Annotated in this window: 22 protein-coding genes; 7 read left to right on the top strand and 15 right to left on the bottom strand. The window is 67.7% G+C overall.

Annotated features, from left to right (window positions below; translation table 11 throughout):
• Positions 1 to 12: 12 nt before the first annotated feature.
• The gene (locus FBY39_RS10810; RefSeq protein WP_141934111.1) at positions 13 to 2,052 is read right to left on the bottom strand and encodes an ABC transporter ATP-binding protein; all 2,040 of its coding nucleotides are present in this window, start codon (positions 2,050 to 2,052) and stop codon (positions 13 to 15) included.
• Between the two features lie 53 nt (positions 2,053 to 2,105).
• On the opposite strand from FBY39_RS10810, the gene FBY39_RS10805 reads away from it, so the two are divergent.
• On the top strand, positions 2,106 to 2,321 hold the full coding sequence (locus FBY39_RS10805) for a hypothetical protein (RefSeq protein ID WP_141932306.1): 216 nt from the start codon (positions 2,106 to 2,108) through the stop codon (positions 2,319 to 2,321).
• Positions 2,322 to 2,330: 9 nt separating this feature from the next.
• Here FBY39_RS10805 and FBY39_RS10800 read toward each other — a convergent pair whose 3' ends face one another.
• Positions 2,331 to 2,969, bottom strand: coding sequence for a DUF1345 domain-containing protein (locus FBY39_RS10800; RefSeq protein ID WP_141932305.1), 639 nt, complete (start codon positions 2,967 to 2,969; stop codon positions 2,331 to 2,333).
• Between the two features lie 152 nt (positions 2,970 to 3,121).
• On the opposite strand from FBY39_RS10800, the gene FBY39_RS10795 reads away from it, so the two are divergent.
• Entirely contained in the window at positions 3,122 to 4,609 is a 1,488-nt protein-coding gene (locus FBY39_RS10795; protein ID WP_141932304.1) for an MDR family MFS transporter, read from the top strand.
• Between the two features lie 29 nt (positions 4,610 to 4,638).
• On the opposite strand, the gene FBY39_RS10790 is transcribed toward FBY39_RS10795, so the two are convergent.
• Both FBY39_RS10790 and FBY39_RS10785 read right to left on the bottom strand, forming a co-directional pair.
• Positions 4,639 to 5,163, bottom strand: a complete 525-nt coding sequence (locus FBY39_RS10790) for a hypothetical protein (RefSeq protein WP_141932303.1) — start codon at positions 5,161 to 5,163, stop codon at positions 4,639 to 4,641.
• A 17-nt stretch (positions 5,164 to 5,180) separates the two neighbouring features.
• On the bottom strand, positions 5,181 to 5,378 hold the full coding sequence (locus FBY39_RS10785) for a hypothetical protein (RefSeq protein WP_141932302.1): 198 nt from the start codon (positions 5,376 to 5,378) through the stop codon (positions 5,181 to 5,183).
• 169 nt (positions 5,379 to 5,547) lie between these two features.
• Between FBY39_RS10785 and FBY39_RS10780 the strand changes: the two genes are divergently transcribed.
• Positions 5,548 to 6,096, top strand: coding sequence for a type 1 glutamine amidotransferase domain-containing protein (locus tag FBY39_RS10780; protein ID WP_141932301.1), 549 nt, complete (start codon positions 5,548 to 5,550; stop codon positions 6,094 to 6,096).
• Between the two features lie 12 nt (positions 6,097 to 6,108).
• On the opposite strand, the gene FBY39_RS10775 is transcribed toward FBY39_RS10780, so the two are convergent.
• The 7 genes from FBY39_RS10775 to FBY39_RS10745 all read right to left on the bottom strand — a co-directional run bounded on the left by FBY39_RS10775 (position 6,109) and on the right by FBY39_RS10745 (position 12,583).
• A complete protein-coding gene (locus FBY39_RS10775; protein ID WP_141932300.1) occupies positions 6,109 to 6,942 on the bottom strand; it encodes a DNA-formamidopyrimidine glycosylase family protein in 834 nt (277 codons plus the stop codon).
• A 42-nt stretch (positions 6,943 to 6,984) separates the two neighbouring features.
• Positions 6,985 to 7,455 carry a GNAT family N-acetyltransferase gene (locus tag FBY39_RS10770; protein ID WP_141932299.1) on the bottom strand — a complete coding sequence of 157 codons (471 nt, stop codon included), beginning with the start codon at positions 7,453 to 7,455 and terminating at the stop codon, positions 6,985 to 6,987.
• Between the two features lie 111 nt (positions 7,456 to 7,566).
• Positions 7,567 to 8,421: a sulfurtransferase gene (locus tag FBY39_RS10765; protein WP_141932298.1), complete on the bottom strand. Its 855-nt coding sequence runs from the start codon at positions 8,419 to 8,421 to the stop codon at positions 7,567 to 7,569.
• Positions 8,422 to 8,529: 108 nt separating this feature from the next.
• Complete coding sequence (locus FBY39_RS10760; protein WP_141932297.1) at positions 8,530 to 9,738, bottom strand: glycosyltransferase; 1,209 nt, start codon at positions 9,736 to 9,738, stop codon at positions 8,530 to 8,532.
• 175 nt (positions 9,739 to 9,913) lie between these two features.
• On the bottom strand, positions 9,914 to 11,221 hold the full coding sequence (locus tag FBY39_RS10755) for an HNH endonuclease signature motif containing protein (protein ID WP_141932296.1): 1,308 nt from the start codon (positions 11,219 to 11,221) through the stop codon (positions 9,914 to 9,916).
• A gap of 66 nt (positions 11,222 to 11,287) precedes the next feature.
• Positions 11,288 to 11,839: a hypothetical protein gene (locus FBY39_RS10750; RefSeq protein ID WP_141932295.1), complete on the bottom strand. Its 552-nt coding sequence runs from the start codon at positions 11,837 to 11,839 to the stop codon at positions 11,288 to 11,290.
• 114 nt (positions 11,840 to 11,953) lie between these two features.
• A complete protein-coding gene (locus FBY39_RS10745) occupies positions 11,954 to 12,583 on the bottom strand; it encodes a hypothetical protein (protein ID WP_141932294.1) in 630 nt (209 codons plus the stop codon).
• 336 nt (positions 12,584 to 12,919) lie between these two features.
• Here FBY39_RS10745 and FBY39_RS10740 point away from each other — a divergent pair, with 336 nt between their 5' ends.
• The gene (locus FBY39_RS10740; protein WP_141932293.1) at positions 12,920 to 14,524 is read left to right on the top strand and encodes a catalase; all 1,605 of its coding nucleotides are present in this window, start codon (positions 12,920 to 12,922) and stop codon (positions 14,522 to 14,524) included.
• 30 nt (positions 14,525 to 14,554) lie between these two features.
• Here FBY39_RS10740 and FBY39_RS10735 read toward each other — a convergent pair whose 3' ends face one another.
• Positions 14,555 to 15,214, bottom strand: coding sequence for an alpha/beta fold hydrolase (locus FBY39_RS10735; RefSeq protein ID WP_141932292.1), 660 nt, complete (start codon positions 15,212 to 15,214; stop codon positions 14,555 to 14,557).
• 259 nt (positions 15,215 to 15,473) lie between these two features.
• On the opposite strand from FBY39_RS10735, the gene FBY39_RS10730 reads away from it, so the two are divergent.
• Entirely contained in the window at positions 15,474 to 17,261 is a 1,788-nt protein-coding gene (locus FBY39_RS10730; protein ID WP_160133099.1) for a hypothetical protein, read from the top strand.
• An 84-nt stretch (positions 17,262 to 17,345) separates the two neighbouring features.
• Here FBY39_RS10730 and ychF read toward each other — a convergent pair whose 3' ends face one another.
• Together ychF and FBY39_RS10720 are read right to left on the bottom strand one after the other, a co-directional pair.
• The gene (ychF, locus tag FBY39_RS10725) at positions 17,346 to 18,419 is read right to left on the bottom strand and encodes a redox-regulated ATPase YchF (protein ID WP_141932290.1); all 1,074 of its coding nucleotides are present in this window, start codon (positions 18,417 to 18,419) and stop codon (positions 17,346 to 17,348) included.
• Positions 18,420 to 18,465: 46 nt separating this feature from the next.
• Positions 18,466 to 19,221, bottom strand: coding sequence for a class I SAM-dependent methyltransferase (locus FBY39_RS10720; RefSeq protein ID WP_141932289.1), 756 nt, complete (start codon positions 19,219 to 19,221; stop codon positions 18,466 to 18,468).
• 70 nt (positions 19,222 to 19,291) lie between these two features.
• On the opposite strand from FBY39_RS10720, the gene FBY39_RS10715 reads away from it, so the two are divergent.
• The gene (locus tag FBY39_RS10715) at positions 19,292 to 19,897 is read left to right on the top strand and encodes a 3'-5' exonuclease (RefSeq protein ID WP_141932288.1); all 606 of its coding nucleotides are present in this window, start codon (positions 19,292 to 19,294) and stop codon (positions 19,895 to 19,897) included.
• 46 nt (positions 19,898 to 19,943) lie between these two features.
• Entirely contained in the window at positions 19,944 to 21,242 is a 1,299-nt protein-coding gene (locus FBY39_RS10710; protein WP_141932287.1) for a DNA recombination protein RmuC, read from the top strand.
• Positions 21,243 to 21,267: 25 nt separating this feature from the next.
• Here FBY39_RS10710 and FBY39_RS10705 read toward each other — a convergent pair whose 3' ends face one another.
• Entirely contained in the window at positions 21,268 to 21,477 is a 210-nt protein-coding gene (locus FBY39_RS10705; protein WP_141932286.1) for a UDP-N-acetylmuramyl pentapeptide phosphotransferase, read from the bottom strand.
• Positions 21,478 to 21,562 lie beyond the last annotated feature (85 nt).

Below are 21,562 nucleotides of genomic sequence, written 5' to 3'. Positions count from 1 at the left end.
CCGTCCGCGACGTCAGGGAGCCGGAGGCGACGCGGGCCATGAGGTCGGCGCGACACCCGGAACCGCCGGCACATCCCCACCAACCAGATCATCGGGAACGAACACAACCTCGCGGTCGGTGGCGCCGCCCTCGGGGGCGCGGTCCGCGCGCCGGTCGGGAAGCGGGGGCGGCGGCTCGGACTCCTCCGCCTCGAGGATTCGCGAAGATGCCAGCTGCTGTGCGGCGAGTTCGGCGTAGAGCCCCCCTGCCGCCAGAAGCGACGCGTGCGTGCCGGACTCGACGATCCGCCCCGCCTCGATCACGTGGATGACATCCGCGTCGATGACCGTCGAGAGTCTGTGCGCGATCGAGAGCGTCGTGCGACCCCGGGCTGCGGCATCCAGTGCCTCCTGGACGACGCGCTCGGAGACCGTATCGAGCGCCGACGTCGCCTCGTCGAGAAGCAGGACAGGCGGGTCCTTCAACAGGACGCGGGCGATCGCGATGCGCTGCTTCTCGCCGCCGGAGAGACGGTACCCCCGCTCGCCCACGAGGGTGTCGTATCCCCGCTCGAAGCCTTCGATGACGTGATGGATGTTCGCCGCACGGCATGCCGCCTCGAGCTCGGCGTCGCTCGCGCCGGGCTTCGCGTATCTCAGGTTCTCGGCGATCGTCGCGTGGAAGAGGTAGGTCTCCTGCGACACGATGCCGACGTGGTCGATGATCGATTCCTGCGTGAGCCTGCGGACGTCCTCTCCCGCGAAGAGCACCGCTCCGCCCGAAGCCTCGTACATCCGCGGAGTGAGGTACAGCACCGTCGTCTTGCCGGCCCCTGACGGACCCACGAAAGCGACGTGCTGCCCCGGCTCGGCACGAAAGGACACGCCCCGAAGGGTGGGACGGGCAGACTCCGCGGCGTCGGGATAGCGGAAGACGACGTCGCGGAACTCGATCCCGCCGATGGGTCCGGGGGCGCGTGAGACGTCAATGGCATCGGGAGCGTCGCTGATCGCCGGAACGAGGTCGAGGTACTCGAAGATGCGCGCGAAGAGCGCGCCCGACGTCTGCACGTCGAGCGCAACGCGCATGAGTCCCATGAGGGGCTGCAGCAGTCGTGCCTGGACAGTCGTGAAGGCGACGACCGTCCCCGCCGTGATGGCGTCGGTGCCGCCCGTGATGAGGTATCCGGCCACGAGGTAGATGACCGCCGGCACACTGGCCATGAGGACCTGCACGACGGCGAAGAACCCCTGGCCGCTCATCGCGCGGCGAACCTGCAGGCGCACCTGGTTGCGGTTCTCGTCGGCGTAGCGTGCGGACTCGGTGCGTTGACGGTTGAACGACTTCGACAAGAGGATGCCGGAGACGCTCAACGTCTCCTGCGTGATCGCCGACAGCTCGGAGAGCGACTCCTGCGTCTCCCCTGCGATCCGCGCGCGCACCTGGCCGACCCGCCGCTGGACGACGACGAGGAAAGGCATCAGCACGACGGCGATGATCGTGAGACGCCAGTCGATGATGATCATCGCGACGAGTGAGGCGATGACGGTGACGACGTTGCCGAGGATGCTCGTGACCGTATTCGTCAGTACGCCGGCGACACCGCCGACGTCGTTCTGGAGTCGCGACTGGATGACGCCGGTCTTCGTGCGGGTGAAGAAGCCCAGCTCCATCGCCTGGAGATGCTCGAAAAGTCGCACGCGCAGATCGCCGGTCACGGCGTTGCCGACCGTCGCGGTGAGCCAGGTCTGGATGACCCCCAGGCCCGCCGACAGCAGGAACAGCGCGATCATGATGAGCACGAGACGCCATAGCAGCGGCACATCGGGTGATCCGCCCGCGACGGGGAAGAGCGCGTCGTCGAAGATGCGCTGCACGATGAGAGGCGGGATGACAGCGACGGCGGCGCCCACGATGACGAGGATCCCCGTGACGATGATCCGGCCCAGATACGGTCGGAAGAGTGCGACGACGCGACGGCCGAGGTTCTCGACTCGGGGCGCTTCGGCATTCAGGCGACGCTGCGCCGCGATGTCGACGGGGCGAAACCCGCCGCCGCCTCGTCCGCCCATGCTCATCCGGTCAGCCTAACGAGCGCCCGCGACACCGGGACTAGTCTGTTGGCATGACCTCGACTCCCGAGAACCCGACTCCGGACGGATCCGACCTCGACGCCCTCCGCGCGGAGATCGACGAGCTGAAGGCGATCCCCGAAGACGAGCTGCTCAGCCCCACCCCGAAGTCCCTCGAAGAAGAGGAGCCGACTCCTCATCCCACCGACGCGATCGGCGGCGAAGAGTGGGACGAGCCAGTCGAGGACGAGTCGCTCGAGCAGGAGTGAGGTCGGGACTCAGCCCAGATCGAGCACGAGGTTGACCACCGTGCCGATGATGACGGCCCCGAACAGATAGGCCAGCAAGGCCTGACCGATCACGATGCGGCGGATCTCGTTCGTCCGCACGCTGGTGTCGCCGACCTGGTATCCCATCCCCACGCCGACCGCGAAGTAGACGAAGTCGGTGTAGGTCGGATCCTCGGACTGATTGAAGTCGATGCCGCCTTCCGGCGGGGTGTAGTAGATGCGGGCGACCCGCAGCGTGTAGTCGATCTGGATGAGACACCAGGATGCCGCGACGCTGATGACGGCGATCGCCGCCAGCACGTAGGACTCGAGCTCCGGACGGTCTCCCGTCTCGATCAGCACGATGCCCACCGCTCCGAGACTCGCGATGCTGCCGATCAGGGCGACGGTGCGGGCCCCCGACCGCCCGGGGTCCTCCGCCACCGCGTGCGCGCGCGTGCGTGCGGCATCCATCGGCCAGATGAGGACCGCGACCCAGACGGCTGCTGTCGCGGCGAGGGCCGCCCATCCGGCGACGAGCCCTGCCGCCAGGCCGAGCCACGAGGCGACGGCGACGCAGACCCCCGTTCCGACGACGACGGCGACCGAAGCGCGGACGATCAGCATCGAGCGGCGAGGGGTGGACATAGCGGAGAGTTTTCCACGTGCATCGGGAATGCGATGTCCGCGCGCGCCGTTACCCTGGAAGCTTGCCATCCTCGGGTGGCATCTCGTCCTGCCGTCTGAGCCCGCGTACCTCGCGGATTCAGGCCGCGATCTGAGCCCGAGGAGACGCCCCCATGGCTGCTACCGACCTGAGCCCCCGCACCGGTGCGGTTCCCGTTCCTGCGCCGTCCGCACCCGTCCGCACCGGCCCGGTCATCGCGCTTCTCGTCGTCGCCGCATTCGTCGTGATCCTCAACGAGACGACGATGGGCGTCGCATTGACGCCGATCATGGAAGACCTCGGCGTCACGGCGTCGACGGGGCAGTGGCTCACGACCGGCTTCCTCCTGACGATGGCCATCGTCATCCCGCTGACGGGCTTCATCCTGAGCCGATTCACGATCCGCCAGGTGTTCTTCGCTGCCATGAGTCTCTTCGCTCTCGGCACACTCATCGCGGCGCTCGCGCCCAGCTTCGAGTTCCTCCTGGCGGGGCGGGTCGTGCAGGCCAGCGGCACCGGCGTGATGATGCCGCTGCTGTTCACGACAGTGCTCAACATCGTCCCGGCCTCCCATCGCGGACGCATGATGGGCGTCATCACGATCGTCATCGCCGTCGCGCCCGCCGTCGGCCCGACTGTGTCCGGTCTCATCCTCTCGACCCTCACGTGGCACGCGATCTTCTGGATCGTCCTGCCCATCGCACTCCTCGCCATCGCGCTCGGCGCTGTCTGGGTCCGCAACGTCACGGAGACGAATCGCAACGCCCGCTTCGACGTCCTGTCCGTCCTGCTGTCGGCAGTCGGATTCGGTGGACTGATCTACGGGCTGAGCAGCATCGGCGAATCCGCCTCCGGACACGCGTCTGTTCCCGTGTGGATCCCCCTCGTCATCGGCGGGGTCTCGCTGACCGCCTTCGTGCTTCGTCAGCTCCAACTGCAGAAGACGGACGGCGCGCTCCTCGACCTGCGTACCTTCCGGAGCAAGACGTTCAGCCTCGCCGTCGTCCTGGTCAGCGTCGTGTTCGCGGCCCTGTTCGGCTCGCTCATCCTCCTTCCGATCTACCTGCAGCAGGTTCTGGGCCTCGGTACCCTGACGGTGGGCCTCATGCTGCTGCCGGGCGGAATCCTCATGGGTGTCATGGCTCCCATCGTGGGCAACCTGTTCGACAGGTTCGGGCCGACACCGCTCGTCATCCCCGGACTCGTCATCGCGGCCAGCGCGCTGTGGGGCATGGCGACATTCGACGAGGGCACGCCGATAGCGTGGATCGTCGTCGTCTACCTCGGACTCAACCTCGGCCTCGGCCTGACGTTCACGCCGTTGATGACGTCGGCGCTCGGTTCGCTTCCCCGCCGCCTCTACCCGCACGGAAGCGCGATCGTGGGGACGGTACAGCAGGTTGCCGGCGCCGCAGGCACGGCGCTCTTCGTGACCCTGCTGTCCGTCACCTCGGCGGCCGCGCTGAGCAACGGATCGGATGCCGTCCTGGCGCAGGCGCAGGGCGTCCACGTCGCGTTCTTCGTCGGCGCGTGCATCGCATCCGGCGCGGTCGTTCTGGCGCTGTTCGTGCGGAAGCCGGCCGACGTCGTGGAAGACGAGGACCTCTCCGCCACTCACTGATCATCGCCGGCGCGACTCTCGCGTCGTGATCAGTGGTGGATGAGTGCCTTCAACGCCACGAGGATGACCCCGAAGCCGGCAGTGATGACAGCGCTGAGGATGCGCGGCCAGACCCGGACCGTCCATCGCGAGACGGCGAACCAGCCGAGCACGGCGAGCAGAGCGGTATCGAGAATCAAGGCCGCCCAGATCGCGGTGTCGTCGGGAAACACCCTCGTCACGCCGAGCAGGAGAACGACGAGGGGCGGGACTGCCGCGATCAGCATTCCCAGCGAGTGCTTCGCAGACGCGACGAGACTCGGCCCGAAGCCTGCAGCGCCGTCCGTCGCCGCGAGGCGGGCCAGCGTACCGGCGTAGACATGAGCACAGAAGAAGACGAATACCGTCACGACCACGGTGAGGAGCGCGTTGATCGACGTTCCGACGAGGCTGTTGCTCACGACGATCATGCCGGAGACGAGGATGAGCCCGTAGACGGCCTCCTCCGACTGCAGGACCCGCGCAACGCCCGGCCGGAGTGACCCCGCGTCCGTCGGAGCGGACCGAGAGTTCACGACGGGACCTGCTGGCGTCAGCCGGCGTCGCTGCTGCGGCTCGCGGACTCCGCCGCCGCGCTGTCGACGCTTCCGTCTGCGCTGCTGTCGATGCCGGTGCCGCAGCTTCCGCCCCCGCAGCAGGACGACTCTGCGCCGGTGTCGATCAGGAACAGGTTCTTCTCGACGCCGAGGGACGGAACGGTCGCGGATGTGGAGGACGGAGAGGCCGACATGCGCACCATGCTACTCGCGCTCCGAGGACGTGGCGCAGCGCCGCCTTCCACGCGCACGATCCCGTGAGTCGGTACGTCATCTCCCTGCGACACGCAAGCCCCTGAACGCGGGACGACGCGCTTCGTACCGTTGTGTCATCCCCCGAACACCCCGAACGAAGGAGACATCATGGCCCGCATCGACGGCAAGAAGATCGCGTTCCTGCTCACCGACGGCTTCGAAGACAGCGAGCTGACCTCGCCGTGGGGGGCGGTCGTGGACGAGGGTGCGACGGCGACCCTGGTCTCCCCCGCCGACGGATCCGTGACCGGAAAGAACGGTCACGAACAGCGCGTCGACATGGCTGTCGCCGATGCCGCGGCATCCGACTTCGATGCGCTCGTCCTTCCTGGCGGCGTCGTCAACGCGGACCACCTGCGGATGGACGAGGCCGCTGTCGCGTTCTCCCGGGACTTCTTCGCCCAGCACAAGCCTGTCGCCGTGATCTGCCACGGAGCCTGGGTCCTCGTCGAGGCGGGCGTCGTGGACGGCCGAACGATGACGAGCTACCCCAGCCTCAAGACGGATCTTCGCAATGCCGGGGCCGATTGGGTCGACGAGGAGGTCGTCGTCGACGCCGGGTTCGTGTCGAGTCGAACGCCCGACGACCTGCCCGCGTTCAACGCGAAGCTCATCGAGGAAATCGAGGAGGGGCCGCACAGCGCGCAGACGGCCTGAGCGCGCAGGGCCTTAGTGGAGAATCGCTCCGCCGGTCTGGCAGGCAGGACAGTACGACGCCGTCGACGACCCGAGTCGGACGTCGCGAACCGTGTCCCCGCACACGGGACACGGTTCGCCGGCCCGTCCGTGCACGCGCATCGACGCGACCTTGGCTGCCTTGAGCTGGTCGATCGGGATCCCGCGTCTGGCCCCGATCGCTTCGCGGATCGTGCCGACGGTCGCGTCGAAGAGCGCCCCGCGTTGCTCATCGTCCAGCTCCGACGCATGAATGACCGGCGAAAGTCGCGCACGGTGGAGGATCTCGTCGGAGTAGGCGTTCCCGATACCTGCGATCGACTCCTGCTCCTGCAGGAGCGCCTTGAGCTGCTTACGACGCCCCGTTACGACCGCGTCGAGCTGCGCGCGGACGAATGCAGGATCGGCCGGATCCGCGCCGAGCTTGGCCACTGCTGCGACGTCGGCCGGTCGATCTGTCACCGAGAGGCCGAGCGAGACCCACGAGCCCGCATCGGTGAACTCGAGCAGATCTCCGCCGTCGAACCCGATCGAGGCGAGCGCGGGCGGAGTCTCGCCCTCAGCGGCCGTCACGCCGCCGCGGCTAGTCCAGCGGGCCCACCCATGGCGACCGAGCGCGACTCCGAGATGGCGGTCTCCCACTCGAATGTCGAGATGCTTGCCGAAGCGATCCACACCGCTGATGGACTCCCCCACCAGATCGCCGGGCGGAGCTGCACGCGTCTTGATCACCCGGAACTCCAGGATGTCGACGGATGAGATCGTCTGCCCTGTGAGGCGATCGTCGAGGAACTCCGCGAGGGCCTGCACTTCAGGAGACTCCGGCATGCCGTCATCCTGTCAGCGACCACCGACATTCGTCGAGATCGCTCACAACTCCTTGCGGAGGTAGATCTCGGCGATGCCGTCGCCCTGCTCGACTCGGTCGGACTCGCGGTAGCCGAGCTTCGAGTAGAGCCGGAGGTTGGCTTCGCTGAGCGACCCGGTGAAGAGTTCCGCCTCGCGGCATCCGTTCTTCCTGCCCCGCTCCTCGACGGCTTCCAGGAGGGTGCTGCCCAGACCTCCCCCCTGCACGTCGGGAGCGATCGCAATGCGTCCGACGAGCAGAAGATCGTCGGATGCGCGTGCCCGCGCCGCACCCACGACCCGCTCACCCATGACGGCGACGCAGCCGAGATTGTCGGCGAGCTCGCTTTCCAGTTCCTCGAGCGATTGTGTGAGCGCGGGCATATCGGGGTCGCCGTAGATGAGCGCCTCTTGAACGAAGGCGGCGCGCTGAAGCGTCAGCACCTGGCCCGCATCGCGAACCTCGATGGGGCGGACGTCGAACTCGATGGTCATGCTCCCGATGCTACGGATCGGATCGCGATGGCGGGTGGCGGTTGACAACCGCCGGGTCGACGACATGGCGGGCGGGGTGCGCCGGGCATCCTGATACGGAGACCGCTCGATTCACCAGCCCTGAATGGACCCGGCCGGGGTACGACCGACCGCAACGGGCCGCCCCGGCGAGCGCGACCACTGACTCCATGCCCCCGAGTAGACGCGTGTATCGATCCCCGCCAATGCGAAGGCGAGCGCGGAATGGGTCGACGCGACTCCGACCCCGCAATAGAGGACCACGGGACGCCGCGGGTCCACGCCCGCGGCCAGGATGCTGGCCCGAATGTCCTCCGGATCTCGAAACGTACCTTCGCTCGTCGTGTGAGTGATCGTCGGGACATTGATGGCCCCGGGAATGTGCCCGGCCGCGGGATCCAGACCGAGGACGTGTCCGCGATAGTGCTCGGGTGACCGCACGTCGACGAGCGTTCCGTCGCGAGGCGCCGTCCCCGCTTCCTGAAGAGACGCGACCCCCGGGTCGTTGTCGTGGAGCGTGACGTGGCCCTGCCCGACGACGCGATCACCGCTCTCCAGGGGCAGTCCGCGGGCGAACCATGACCGGACGCCACCGTCGAGCACGCGAACATCGACCCCGCGACGGCGGAGGAGCCACCACGCCCGCGACGCTGCCACGGCGTCGTTGTCGTCGTAGGCCACCACGAGGTCGCCATCATTGATCCCCCACCGACGAGCGGCGCTTTGAAGACTCACGAGAGAAGGGAGGGGATAGCGCCCCTCCTCGGGATGCCCGGGACGGGCGAGTTCCCGTTCCAGATCGACATACACAGCACCCGGGATGTGGGCGCCCAGATACGACGGGCGGCCCTCGGGAGCATCGAGGCGCCAACGTATGTCGAGCAGTCGAACGCTGCGGCCGGCGGCCAGTTCCGCGTTCAGGGCGCTCGCGTCGATGACGTGGGGCATGTCCCGAGTGTCGCGATCCTCACGGCGATCGAGAACCCCGACCCGAAACATGGCGCAACGTACGGAAAGGACTCGACATAATCCGAGCGAGAGCGAGGCCGCCGTGAGTCAGGCCGCGATGCGGCGCGTGACGAGCAGGTCGTCCATTGCGGCGCGATAGTCGTCGAGCATCCGCTCTCGTCCGAGACGCGGGCGCGCGGCGATGGCGGCGTCCCGGAAGGCACTCCGACGCGTCAGGACGTGCTCCCAGGCCGAGGCGATCTCCTCGGGGTCATGCGCGGTCACGAGACCGAAGCCGTCGACCTCACGCGCAGAGTCGCCCACGTTGGTCGTGACGGGGGTCGCACCGCTCGCAGCTCCTTCGATGAGGCACAGCGGGGATGCTTCACCGAAAGCGCTCGTCAAGGCGACGATGTCGGCCGTCCGGTAAATCAGCGGCATGTCGTCGCGAATGCCGAGCAAGTGCACGTTGGCGTGCGTCGGCACACCTGATTCATCGAGCATCGCGCGCAACGCCTCGTTGCCCCGGACCATGCCCGCGCCGCAGACGAGGTAGTGCGTATCGGGGCGGTGCCGCGCGTGAGCCGCGACAGCCCGGAAGAACAGTCCGGGATCCTTCATGGCGTCGAAACGCGCCGCGAACACGACGACGGCGGATGCGGCCGCAGCTCCGAGCCGAGCGCGTGCTGCCCGGACCTCTCGCGGAGTCCCCGGCCGGAATCGTGTCGTGTCGATGCCGTTCGGGATGACATACCGCGCTTCCACACCCGGTGTCGCGCGTTCATAGGCGGCGCTCGTCGTCCACGCGCAGGAGATCGTCGCCGTCACGAGACCCGTCGCGGTGGCTTCCGACAACCACCCCAGTGCGGGACCCGAGTGCGTCGGGTCGGAGCGGTGGAGGCACGCTGCCACGGGCACGTCCGGCATGAACCCGCGATCACGGAGCGCGAGCAGAAGGCCCAGAGGCTGCTCCTTCAGCGACAGGATGACGTCTGCCTGGCCGATGGCTTCCGCGGCGACGCGCAGCTCGAGGTCGGTGAAGGTCGATGCCTCGAGGGGCATCTCACCAGCCGTGCGGCCGAGAGTCGAAACCGAGACTCCTTCGCGGATGAGACGAAGATAGCGAGGGTCATGCTCCATCGACTGGAGGGTCGACTCGCGTCGAGCCGACGACGCGATGGACAAGACGCTGTGCTGCTGTCCGCCGCGTTCGCCGCGGGATGCGTGGAGTCCCGCTGCGACGTCGGTGTGGAGGATGCGCGCTCCTCCGGCGAAGAACCCCTCGTACAGCGACAGCACTCTCGTCGGACCGGTCATCGCTCACCTCTCGGGCTCGGGGCGGCGACCCTCTCGCCGGTGGATCAATCGTCGGACCTCGACCGCTCGGAGTCGATGAACGCACGATGTTCATCCGATGAACGGCAGTCACGACGTGATGGACGCTGGGGGTGCTCCCGAGCCGCGCGGGAACGAGGGACGTTCGCCGACGGCATCAGAACGGCGGCCCAGGGTCCGGCGCGTGTGACGGCCGGAAGGCCGGGACGCGCCGCTCAGCGCGGACGACGTATCGACGCCCCGTGGGCGAGATCCACTCGATGTCGCCGCCATCGAGTTGTCGGATCTGCCATCCGGCGTGATGTTTGACGGTGTGATGACCCTGACAGAGCGGCCCGAGGTTCCACACGGAGGTGGTTCCTCCGTCTTTCCAGGCGATCGAGTGATCTATCTGACACCGAGACGCCGGCATCCCGCACCCCGGCGCCATGCAGCGGTCTGCACGCCACTTCACGAGCTTGGCGAGTTCGGCAGGCGGCTGATACCTCTCTCGCCCGACGGAGAGGACCATTCCGCTCTCGGGGTGCGTCAGGACGCGAGTCCAGCCCCCCGATGACCCGCAGAGCTGGCGCGCCACCGAGAGAGGCACGGGACCGATGCCTTCGACCGTCGCAGCGTCGGACCCCGCAGGGACGGCGTCACCCCCTGCGAGGAGCGCAAGTGCGGGAACAGTCACGACAACGGTGGCCCTGATTCCTCGCGCAGCCTCGCCGTGATCGGGCGACCACCCGTCGATGAGCACGTCGCACATCGCGTCGGCGCGCACCTGATCGAGCGTGCGCACGTCCTCGCTGTCGGCGATGACTTTCGCGACTCGCGTGAGCCGGTCATACGCGGCGTACAGCTCCACGGCGGGCGCGTAGGCGTGCAGCCACGCCATCCCATCGTCGGCGGTTTCGAGAACCACGCGTCGGTCGATGACGGCCCGTGTGTGGCGCTCGCTCAGCGAGCTCTCGCGCATCGCCTCGACAAGGCGATCGAGTCTGCGGCGAAAGGACCCCACCGGAAGTTCACGCGCGAGTTCGAGTCCGCGATCGAGGAGGAACTTCCGGTGCTCGGGCGCGATCGTGTTGAGACGATCGACGAGGATCCGCGCGTGCGCTTCGGTGGCCTCCGCACTCGACAGTGCCCGCAGTATCGCGGGATAGCGCCCTACGACGGACGTCGACAGCGCGATCATCTCGCCGGCGGCATACTCCGTGATGCGCAACGCGGAGGCGAGCTCGAGTCGGACGGAACGCTCGATGATCTCGTTCGATGCGGCTGGGATCTCCGAACGACGATCCCGATCGCGGGCCTCTGCGAGAACCATCGCGACGCCGATCAGCCGCTGCGCGGAGAGAGCTCCGATGGCGTCCGAAACCTCGAGTACCCGGTCGATCGTATCGGGATGAGGATCGTCACCGTCGAACGCACCACCAGACTCGACGTGGAGTTCGTCGTCTCGTGCGGATCCTGATGTCATCCCCCGAGTTTAGAACATGCGTTCGGGGGCGAATTACTTATCCACAGGCGATCAGCGAGAGCATCCTCACCAGCGTTCTGGGCGGAGCGTGACAGGCGACTGGGCGGGGTAGATGAGATCCGCGCTGCCGTCTTCGCGTACGGTGAGCGTGAATCCGCCGACGCGTACGACTCCATGATCGACGTCCTCCGGTGCGGGGGCGAGCAGCACGTCGCTCCCCCACAGATCGCGGAGTTCGATCGTCGTCTGCGGATTACGTCGCGGCCGCACCTGGGAGGGCTGCCCTGCCAGGAAATGCAGCCGCGGGTCGTCGTGGGCCGTGAACGTGGCTCGATTGACCCGTCGCGACTTCCCCTTCGGCTCGGTGAGAACGCTCATCGTGTCCGACACGCTCCACGCGCCGATCATGGTGCTCCCGACCACCGAGATGAGAATACGCACGCGTTCAGCCTTGTCGTTGCCCATCGCCCAGGGCGTGTGAGCTGCCTCGCGGCGGGCTTCATCACCCGCTGCAGGCGGCTGCCCCGGTTCGCGGTGCGGCCAGACGAAGAGGACGAGGTCGGTGGGCTCGAAGGTGACTTTCGTCGAGAGGTCGGGACTGAGAAGAAGGGAGGTCATGGTGTCCTCGCTGTGGAGATGGGATGGAGGCGAAGGGATGTCCTGGCGCACAGCAAAACGCAGGAGAGTGAACACCGACCCACCAAAGGACGACATCCGAAGAAGGACGTCGTGCTAAAGGGCGGCGATCGGGAGACGCGTTGACACGGCAGCGGCCGGGGGGCCGCGGCGGGGTTCGGATCGCGGGTCCCAACCGAGCGGCGGGAGACCAGCCGGGTCGACGACCAGCGCGAGCCGCGCGGGACCGTCATCTACGCGGAGATGCGGGGAGACGCCGACGAACCCCGTCCTGAAGACGACCGCCAACTCGGCTCCCGCGTCGAGCAGCGCGCGGAAGACGAGCTCGCCTCGGTGGAGGAGGGCGATCGTGGCGACTCCGGCGATGACGTGCGCGATCCACATTTCGATGTCGCCGGGAGCGACACCGGAGGAGCTGAGCGCCGTCGCGCCGACGCCGTGGTCGTGACCGAGGGGTGCAGCGCCTTGAGCAGAGCCCGAGCCGAGCACGAAGAGGACGTGGAAGAGAACCTGACTCACCACGACGGAAAGACTCAGCCGCCATACCGAAAGCCGTCGGCCCACGAGTGCGATGCAGATGAGGACGGCGAGGGTCCATGGCACCACCACGCCGACGGGGCCCGGAAGCCCGCCTCCCGCCGCGATGTGCGAGAGCAGGGCGACGAAGGTCGCGATCGACGCGGCAGCGAGTCCGCGTGCGACGCGTGGACCTCTCGACCGTGTCATCCGGACATTGTCGCAGAGAGAGTTGACCGGACCGCATCACCTGTGGACATCCGACATGTTGGTATCAGGGTGACCGGACGCGCCTCTTCCCCTCTGAGCGACCGATTCATCATGTCGCGGCGTTCGGGTCGCCGCGATCCGTCGTTCGGGCGGCCCGCGAGCGACTCGGCAGCGGGCCGCCCTTCTCTTCTTGAATCCCCGGACGAACGGACAGCGCGAAGGAAAGCACACCCGGGCCGCACCGGGAACCCCGTTGACTCCGCCTGCCGGCAGTGATGGTGTGGGGGCATGCCGCGGTCGGACGACCCGGCTGACGACAACCGCGGAGGAACACCCATGCCCGAGCTTCCCGTACCGAACGACGGCGAATCGATCAAGACCGCCCCCTCCGCCGAAGCGCATCTCGGATCCACGACGGACACGGGCGCCCCCGCACCGAGCGATCGCAACAGCCTGACGATCGGCGCCGACGGCCCCATCGTGCTGCACGATGTGCACTTCCTGAATCAGATGGCCCACTTCAACCGGGAGCGTGTGCCGGAGCGCAACGTCCACGCGAAGGGCTCCGGCGCGTTCGGCGTCTTCGAAACGACCAACGATGTCAGTGCCTACACGAAAGCGGGACTCTTCCAGCCCGGCGTGCGGACGGAGATGCTGGCGCGTTTCTCGACCGTCGCCGGCGAGCAGGGCTCCCCGGACACGTGGCGCGATCCTCGAGGATTCGCGCTCAAGTTCTACACGACCGAGGGCAACTACGACCTCGTCGGCAACAACACACCCGTCTTCTTCATTCGCGACACGATGAAGTTCCCGCACTTCATCCGCTCGCAGAAGCGGCGCGGCGGGAGCGGGCTGCGTGACAACAACATGCAGTGGGACTTCTGGAGCCTCAACCCCGAGTCCGCCCACCAGGTCACGTACCTGATGGGCGACCGTGGCATCCCCTCGTCGTATCGCAAGATGAACGGCTACGGATCGCACACCTATATGTGGGTCAATGAAGCCGGTGAGAAGTTCTGGGTCAAGTACCACTTCCACAGCGACCAGGGTGTCGAGGGCCTCACGGATGCCGATGCGACGCGCATTGCGGGCGAGGATGCCGACTTCCACCGCCGCGATCTGTTCGAAGCGATCGACCGCGGAGAGTTCCCCTCGTGGACGCTGTCGGTACAGGTCATGCCGTACGACGACGCGAAGGACTACCACCTCAACCCGTTCGATCTGACGAAGGTGTGGCCCCACGCCGACGTCCCTCTCATCCAGGTCGGCACCATGACCCTCGATCGCAACCCGGAGAACTTCTTCGCCCAGATCGAGCAGGCGGCGTTCGAGCCCTCGGCCCTCGTGCCCGGAATCGGGTTCTCGCCCGACAAGATGCTCCTCGGACGCGCCTTCGCGTATGCCGACACGCACCGGCATCGCATCGGCGCGAACTATCTGCAGCTGCCCGTCAACCGCCCGCACGTCGACGTCAACACCTACACGCAGGACGGTCCGATGGCGTATGAGCACCGCGGCGATGACCCGGTGTACGCTCCGAACTCGTTCGGCCGCGGCTACGCCGACAACGTCGGCGAGGTCGATCCCGGATGGGAGACGGACGGCGCCATGGTGCGGGAGGCCTATACCCTCCGGCCGGACGACGACGACTTCTCGCAAGCAGGCGCGCTCGTCCGCGACGTCTGGAACGACGCGCAGCGGACAGCCTTCGTCAAGACGGTCGCCGGGCACCTCCTCGGCGGAGTGAAGGGGGACGTGCTCCAGCGTGCGTTCGCCTACTGGAAGAGCGTGGATGCCACGACCGGCACGCAGATCGAGAAGCTCGTTCTCGCGGATGCCGATCTGGGAGCGCCTGGTGCGCAGGACGACGCAGCGAAGGAGGATGCCGCGGATCCGATCGTCGAAGACCGGACCCACGCGGCGCCACCCTCAGGGGCGTGACACCACAGCGACATCGGCGGTGGGTGGGAGTCAGTCCCAGTCGAGATAGTCCTCGATCGCCCACGAGGTTGCTCCCATGTGTGTTGCGGGGAACAGATGCCCTGCCCCGTCGATCGTCACGACGCTGACGAGTCCCGGTGCTGATGAGCGGAGCGCCTCGCCGTTGTCGGGCGGGGTGATGCGGTCGTCGGCGCCCTGGATGACGAGGACGGGAACCGTCGGAGCGAGTTCGCCCGGCGCCTCCCACGCTGCACGCTGCAGTGCGACAACGCCCGCATCGTGGAACGGCGCCGCAACGTCCGCCAGGTCTACAGCGTCGGTCGCGTCGGTCGCGACCCCGAGAAGCAGGACTCCGTTGACGCGATCGTGATGATCGAGCGCCACGATGCGGGCGACGGCCCCGCCGAACCCGTGTCCGCCGACCCAGGCGTGATCGACGGAAAGATGGTCCATGACATCGACGACGTCCCGAGCGAGATCGTGCATGGTGACGGCGACCGCTCCGTCAGACGGTCGGCGCGACCCGATCCGAACGACGCGGAAGTCCTCCTCCGAGACCGAGTGCGCGAGGGTTCCGAGATATCCGATCGTGAGACCCTGTCCCGCGATCAGCACGACCGCAGGCCCCTCCCCCTCGACGGCATACGGGATCGCGCGTCCCTCGGGCTCGAAGATCTCAATGTCCGTCACGTCTCGTCTGTCCTCTCACGGGGTTTCGTCCTCGACGACGGTAGCAAACGAGGACGGCAGCGATGCATCGGACGCCGCAGCCCACCGGCTCGTGACGCGTCAGACAGGCGACCTAGGTCCGTGGTGCTGCTGAGGCCGCTCGCAGAGCATGGAGCGAGGGGCAACGCCGGACGGCTGCCTCGAGGAGAGATATCCCGTGACGACCACTCGCCGCACCCACCTGACCACTGCCGCCGCGCTTCTGATCTTGGTTGGACTCATGTCCACCGCGCCTCTGGCGGCATCCGCTGCACCCAGTCCCGTGTCCGGTCCGACGACGGGCGGCACGATCGTGAGCGACCTCCTCCCTCAGGAACGATTCACGTCGGTGTCGGGAGGCTTCAACTTCACGGCGGCCGCGGCTTCGGACGGACGCATCTACGCCTGGGGCGACAACCAGAGCGGCCAGCTGGGCCGGGGCACGATCAGCGGCGTCGCGGGGATGGCGCCCGTGCGCACTCCGGCCGGCGTGACGTTCACCGAGGTCTACAGCGGTATCGAGTTCGCGTTCGGGATCGGTTCTGATGGGAAGACCTACGGCTGGGGCACCAACGACTACGGCCAGCTCGGCGACGGCACGACGACCAGCACTTCGACCCCTGTGTCCGTGGCCACACCGCCCGGCGTCGCATTCACCCGACTGTCCGTCGGCCACACGCATGTGCTCGCGCTGGGCTCGGACGGCAATACGTACGCCTGGGGCGCCAATCCGGAGGGAACGCTCGGCGACGGAACGCTCGTGAGCCGACTCACTCCCGTGCGGGTGCTGGTGCCGGAAGGACTGACCTTCACGTCCATCGCCGCGGGGGCCTACCACTCCGTCGCGCTGGCGTCGGACGGCGCTCTCTACAGCTGGGGCTGGAACAACTTCGGTCAGCTGGGCGACGGCGGGGTCGCGATTCGTCGCGACGTGCCCGCACGGGTGGACACGCCCGCGGGACTGACGTTCACGAGTGTCTCCTCGGGCATCCAGTCGACAGTCGCCCTCGCAACCGACGGCACCGTGTATGGCTGGGGTGACAACGGATACGGCCAGCTGGGCGACGGAAGCACCACCAACCGCGCGACACCGGTTCAGGCGCAGCTGCCTGCGGGCTCTGTCGTCACCGAGCTCGGCATGGGCGGCTACCACACGGCGATTCTGACGGCGGACGGATCGATGTGGGCGTGGGGCGACAACCGCGCCGGCCAGCTCGGTGACGGCTTGGAGCGCACAGGCACCGCCGTACCCATCCGCGTTCTGGTGCCCGAGGGGGTCGAGTTCGCGACGATCTCGCTCACCACCGATGCCTCGACGGCACTCGGCTCGGACGGCAACGTGTACACGTGGGGCACGGGCGGGTACGGACTTCCGGTCTTCGTCCCCAACGCCCCGCCCACCCTCGTCCCGGGCGGTGCGACGACGGTCACCGAGGTGACCTTCGGCGGCACGCCTGGCACGGATCTCACCTACGACGGAACCCGTTGGACGGCGCAGACTCCCCCGGGTGAATGCGGGCCGGTGAATGTGATCGTCTCGTACACGCAGCTCGGCCAGGACTACTCGTTCACCTTCCCCAACCGATTCACCTACGGCAGCGCCGCCACGATCGTCGCGCAACCTGCCTCGGCGACCATCACGCCCGGAGGCACCTTCGCGACGAGCATCAGCGTGGAGGGAGACACGACGCCCACGATCCAGTGGCAGATCCAGAACGGCTCCACGTGGGAGGACCTGGTCGGCGAGACCGAGGGATCCCTCACCACCACGCCTGAACGGACCAGCTCCTACCGCGCCGTGGTGTCGAACTGCCTGGGAAGCGTCACCTCGGAGACCGCAGAAGCCACTGTGCAGGCGGTCGCGCCCGGCAGCGGCTCGACGCCCACGTCGCAGCCGACGTCTGCGCACCTCGCAGCCACCGGCATCGAGGTGTCACCCGTCCTGATCGCCGGTGCGGGCCTGCTCGCGCTCGGACTCGCCGTGTCCGCGGCATCCCTCATCCGCAGGTCGACCAGGCTCCGACGCTGACAACGACCGCGCGGGCAGGCAGCTCGATGACTCCGCAATGTCGCACGCAGACGATCGTGAGGACGTTCAGAATCCCGACGACCGTCAGTTGTTGAAGCGGAACTCCACGACGTCGCCGTCCTGCATGACGTAGTCCTTGCCCTCGAGGCGCGCCTTGCCCTTCGCGCGGGCCTCGGCGACCGATCCCGTCGCGACGAGGTCGTCGAACGAGATGACTTCGGCCTTGATGAAGCCCTTCTCGAAGTCGGTGTGGATGACACCCGCCGCCTGCGGTGCCTTCCAGCCCTTGCCGATCGTCCAGGCGCGCGCCTCTTTCGGCCCCGCCGTCAGGTACGTCTGCAGTCCCAGTGTGTCGAAGCCGATGCGGGCGAGCTGGTCGAGGCCCGACTCGTCCTGCCCCGTGGATGCCAGCAGCTCCGCGGCATCCTCGGGGTCGAGGTCGATGAGCTCCGACTCGATCTTCGCGTCGAGGAAGACGGCCTGTACGGGAGCGACGAGTTCCGCGAGCGCGGCCTTCGCCGCGGCATCCGTCAAGACGGCTTCGTCGACATTGAAGACGAAGATGAAGGGCTTCGCGGTGAGAAGACCCAGTTCACGGATCGGCGTGATGTCGATTCCCGACGCCGACAGGAGCTCGCCACGCTGCAGGGCGTCGCGCGCAGCGACAGCCGCCTCGAGGACCGACGGGTCGAGCTTCTTGCCGCGGACCTCCTTCTCGTACCGCGTGATCGCCCGCTCGAGCGTCTCGAGGTCCGCGAGCTGGAGCTCGGCGTTGATCGTCTCCATGTCGTTTCGGGGGTTGACGGCACCGTCGACGTGCACGACGTCGTCGTCGGCGAAGCCGCGCACGACCTGAGCGATGGCGTCGGCCTCGCGGATGTTCGCAAGGAACTTGTTGCCGAGTCCTTCTCCCTCGGATGCTCCGCGGACGATGCCGGCGATGTCGACGAACGACACGGCGGCCGGGAGGATCCGCTCGGAGTGGAAGATCTCGGCCAGCGTGTCGAGACGCGGGTCGGGAAGGTTCACGACGCCGATGTTGGGCTCGATCGTCGCGAACGGATAGTTCGCCGCGAGCACCTGATTCTTGGTCAGCGCATTGAACAGAGTGGACTTGCCGACGTTGGGCAGGCCGACGATGCCGATAGTAAGAGCCACGGGCATCCAGTCTACGTGTGACGGCTCCACGCCCCACGCGCCGCCATCACGGGAGGATGCTGCGGAAGGCCTCGGTCCGGTAGGGCAGGTCGACGACGTCCGTGCCGTCCTCGTCACGTCGCTCGCGATCGAAGATCGCTTCCACCGACGCCAGGATCTCGGCGCGGTGCGTGGGATCGGCCGTGATGACGTAGCTGCGGGAGGCGACCATGTCGAGGAGCGCCGTCCGATCCATCGTCCGCACCCACCGCCACGTCTTCCGCTCGGGAGTCGGGAACGGCAGGCCGATGCGCACGCCGTCCTCGGCCAGCATCCGCTCGGCGTGACTCCCCCGCATCGCTTCTGTCAGCTCGGCGACCCAGTGCACGTCGTCGTCGCGGATGTTCCACACGAGACCGAGGAGTCCTCCCGGCCCCAAGACCCGCGCGGCTTCTCTCGCACCGGCATCGGGGGCGACCCAGTGCCATGCCTGGCCGAGCAGAACAGCGTCGACGGACGCGTCGGGAAGAGGCAGGTGCTCCGCTGTCCCGGTGAACGCGGGGACGCCGATCACCCGGGAACGCAGCACCGCGAGCATGTCCGGGTCCGGGTCGACCGCTACCACCTCGGCCTCCGCTTCCACGATGACCCGGGTGAGCTTTCCCGTACCGGCGCCCGCGTCGACGACGCGGATGCGCCGGTCCGCGAGGCGCGCGGGCTCCAGCAACCAGCGGACGACCTCGAGGGGGTAGTCCGGCCTGCCCGCCTCGTACGCACCCGCAGCGGCTCCGAACGATCGTGAAAGATCCTCGTGGTCGGTCACGCATCGAGCCTACGACGCGTGACCGGCGCGCCTCCCCCGCGCGGCGAGCGCGCCGGGTGAAGGTGGATTCGTGCCATTGGACTTCACCGCGATCGACTTCGAGACGGCGAACTCCAGCAATGCGTCGGCCTGCGCCGTCGGCATGGTGCGGGTGCGCGGGGGCGAAGTCGTCGCCTCGACGGGCTGGCTCATCCGTCCGCCGGCGGGGCACGACGCCTTCTTCGACCTCAATACGCGCATCCACGGCATCCGCGCGGAGGACGTCGTCGATGCGAAGTCGTGGAGCGATCAGCTCGGCGACCTGGCCGCTTTCGCGGGTGCCGACGTGCTCGTCGCGCACAACGCCGGGTTCGACATGGCCGTCCTCAAGCGCGCGTGCGAGGCGACCGGAGACGAGTGCCCGCCGTACCGCTACGCGTGCACTCTGCAGGTCGCCCGAAGCGTGTACCAGCTCCCGTCGTACCGACTGCCGTTCGTCGCCGCCGAAGCCGGCTTCGCCGAGTTCGCGCATCACAATGCCACGGCCGACGCGCTCGCGTGCGCCCACGTCATGATCGATGCGGCGCGTCGACTGGGTGTGGACGACATCGACGATGTCGCTATCGGCGCGGGCGTCCGCGTGTCGCAGATCGTCATCGCCGCCCAGCCCGAGCTGCCACGCACTTTCGCGGCCTGATCCGCGCCTGCGCCGCGATGTCGGACCCCTCCGTCATGCTCTCACCATGGACGCACTCACCGTCTCACTGATCGTCGTCGGGAGCCTCGCTCTCGGCGCTCTTGCAGGCTGGATCGCCGGTGTCGCTCGCGGGAGCGCTCGCGCGGCTGGCCATCTCGCCGAGGCTCGTGCGGCGCTCGCGGGTGCCGAGGCGAGTCGGCTCGGCGTGCAAACGCAGCTCGACCACCAGCATCTCCTCTACCGCGAACTGGTCTCGCAGACACGCGCCGACCACGCGGCGCGGGAAGAACGCGAACGGCGAGAGCAGGCCGTGCTTCGCGCCCTCGGACCCGTGCAAGAGACGCTGCACACGATGCAGTCGAAGGTCGATGACCTCGAGCGCGACCGCCACGCCCAGTTCGGCGCGCTCGCCGAGCAGCTCCGGCGCGCACATGAGACCGACGAGGTCCTCCGCACGACGACGGAGTCGCTCGCGGGAGCGCTGCGCTCCGGCAGCACGCGCGGCGTCTGGGGAGAGACGCAGCTCAAGCGCGTCGTCGAGGCCGCGGGGCTCACACGCCACGTCGACTTCGATCTGCAGGCGACGGTCTCGAGCGATGCCGGAGACGGGCGTCCTGACATGGTCATCAGGCTTCCGGGCGACAAGGCGATCGCGGTGGATGCGAAGGTGCCGCTCGACGCCTACCTCGAAGCGAGCGCCATCTCCTCGACCGCGGGAGGATCCGAAGCAGCACGCCGATCGGCGCTCCTCGTGAAACACGTCAAGGCGGTGCGCGCGCACGTCGATGCCCTCGCGAAGAAGGAGTACTGGGCGGGGTTGTCGTCGAGCCCGGAGTTCGTCGTGTGCTTCGTGCCCAGCGAGTCGCTCCTCGCGGCGGCCCTGGAGGAAGACCCGGCTCTCCTCGACCACGCCTTCTCCAAGCGGGTCGCGCTCGCCTCCCCGGTCAATCTGTGGGCGGTGCTCAAGACGGTCGCCTACACCTGGACGCAGCAGGACGTGTCCGCAGAGGCGCGCACGTTGTTCGACCTCGGCACCCAGCTCTACGACCGCCTCGGAGGGCTCGCGGGACACGCCGACGATCTCCGACGCGCACTCGAACGCACCGTCGACAGCTACAACCGGCTCGTCGGCTCACTCGAGTCGCGTGTGCTCGTCAGCGCACGCCGCTTCCCGGGCATCGACGAGACGAAGCTCGACTCGATCTCCGCGCCTGCGACGATCGATTCGTCACCTCGTCGGATGACGGCACCGGAGCTTCTCGAAGGGCTCGAACTCCCTCACGAGACAGCTGCTCGGTCATCAGAACTCGACGAGCTCCGCTCGCGACTCGGAGGAGAAGTGTGAGCACCGGGACTCGCTCCGGCGGACGTCACGCGCCGCCGGGAACGAAGCTCAGGAGAGTGATGACGGCGGTGGAGACCAGGACGAATGCCCCGATCATCCACCACGCACTGATTTCATGGCCTTCATCGCGACGGACGCGCAAAAGGACATCGGGGCGACGAGCCGGATCGATCGCGTTGGCGACGACGGCGTGCGCCCCCGTCTGGGGACCGGTTGTGCCGGACGATATGGACATCGAGAGCCTCCTCGAGGGTGAACGGTGACGTGTCGTCACTGACACCGCTGCCGATTCTGCCAGAGGCGACTGTGAATCGGGAGGA

This window comes from Microbacterium sp. SLBN-146, assembly GCF_006715145.1.
In the GTDB taxonomy this organism is placed as follows: Bacteria; Actinomycetota; Actinomycetes; order Actinomycetales; family Microbacteriaceae; genus Microbacterium.
This window is presented reverse-complemented; position numbering and strand designations above follow the sequence as displayed.

Excerpts from the sequence above, each read along its gene's own strand:
- FBY39_RS10755 (WP_141932296.1), bottom strand. The coding sequence starts at position 11,221 with ATGACATCAGGATCCGCACGAGACGACGAACTCCACGTCGAGTCTGGT.
- FBY39_RS10760 (WP_141932297.1), bottom strand. The coding sequence starts at position 9,738 with ATGACCGGTCCGACGAGAGTGCTGTCGCTGTACGAGGGGTTCTTCGCC.
- FBY39_RS10705 (WP_141932286.1), bottom strand. The coding sequence starts at position 21,477 with ATGTCCATATCGTCCGGCACAACCGGTCCCCAGACGGGGGCGCACGCC.
- FBY39_RS10805 (WP_141932306.1), top strand. The coding sequence starts at position 2,106 with ATGACCTCGACTCCCGAGAACCCGACTCCGGACGGATCCGACCTCGAC.
- FBY39_RS10800 (WP_141932305.1), bottom strand. The coding sequence starts at position 2,969 with ATGTCCACCCCTCGCCGCTCGATGCTGATCGTCCGCGCTTCGGTCGCC.
- FBY39_RS10730 (WP_160133099.1), top strand. The coding sequence starts at position 15,474 with ATGTCCACCGCGCCTCTGGCGGCATCCGCTGCACCCAGTCCCGTGTCC.
- FBY39_RS10770 (WP_141932299.1), bottom strand. The coding sequence starts at position 7,455 with ATGACCATCGAGTTCGACGTCCGCCCCATCGAGGTTCGCGATGCGGGC.
- FBY39_RS10785 (WP_141932302.1), bottom strand. The coding sequence starts at position 5,378 with ATGTCGGCCTCTCCGTCCTCCACATCCGCGACCGTTCCGTCCCTCGGC.
- FBY39_RS10740 (WP_141932293.1), top strand. The coding sequence starts at position 12,920 with ATGCCCGAGCTTCCCGTACCGAACGACGGCGAATCGATCAAGACCGCC.
- FBY39_RS10780 (WP_141932301.1), top strand. The coding sequence starts at position 5,548 with ATGGCCCGCATCGACGGCAAGAAGATCGCGTTCCTGCTCACCGACGGC.
- FBY39_RS10750 (WP_141932295.1), bottom strand. The coding sequence starts at position 11,839 with ATGACCTCCCTTCTTCTCAGTCCCGACCTCTCGACGAAAGTCACCTTC.
- FBY39_RS10745 (WP_141932294.1), bottom strand. The coding sequence starts at position 12,583 with ATGACACGGTCGAGAGGTCCACGCGTCGCACGCGGACTCGCTGCCGCG.
- FBY39_RS10795 (WP_141932304.1), top strand. The coding sequence starts at position 3,122 with ATGGCTGCTACCGACCTGAGCCCCCGCACCGGTGCGGTTCCCGTTCCT.
- FBY39_RS10765 (WP_141932298.1), bottom strand. The coding sequence starts at position 8,421 with ATGCCCCACGTCATCGACGCGAGCGCCCTGAACGCGGAACTGGCCGCC.
- FBY39_RS10810 (WP_141934111.1), bottom strand. The coding sequence starts at position 2,052 with ATGGGCGGACGAGGCGGCGGCGGGTTTCGCCCCGTCGACATCGCGGCG.
- FBY39_RS10710 (WP_141932287.1), top strand. The coding sequence starts at position 19,944 with ATGGACGCACTCACCGTCTCACTGATCGTCGTCGGGAGCCTCGCTCTC.
- FBY39_RS10775 (WP_141932300.1), bottom strand. The coding sequence starts at position 6,942 with ATGCCGGAGTCTCCTGAAGTGCAGGCCCTCGCGGAGTTCCTCGACGAT.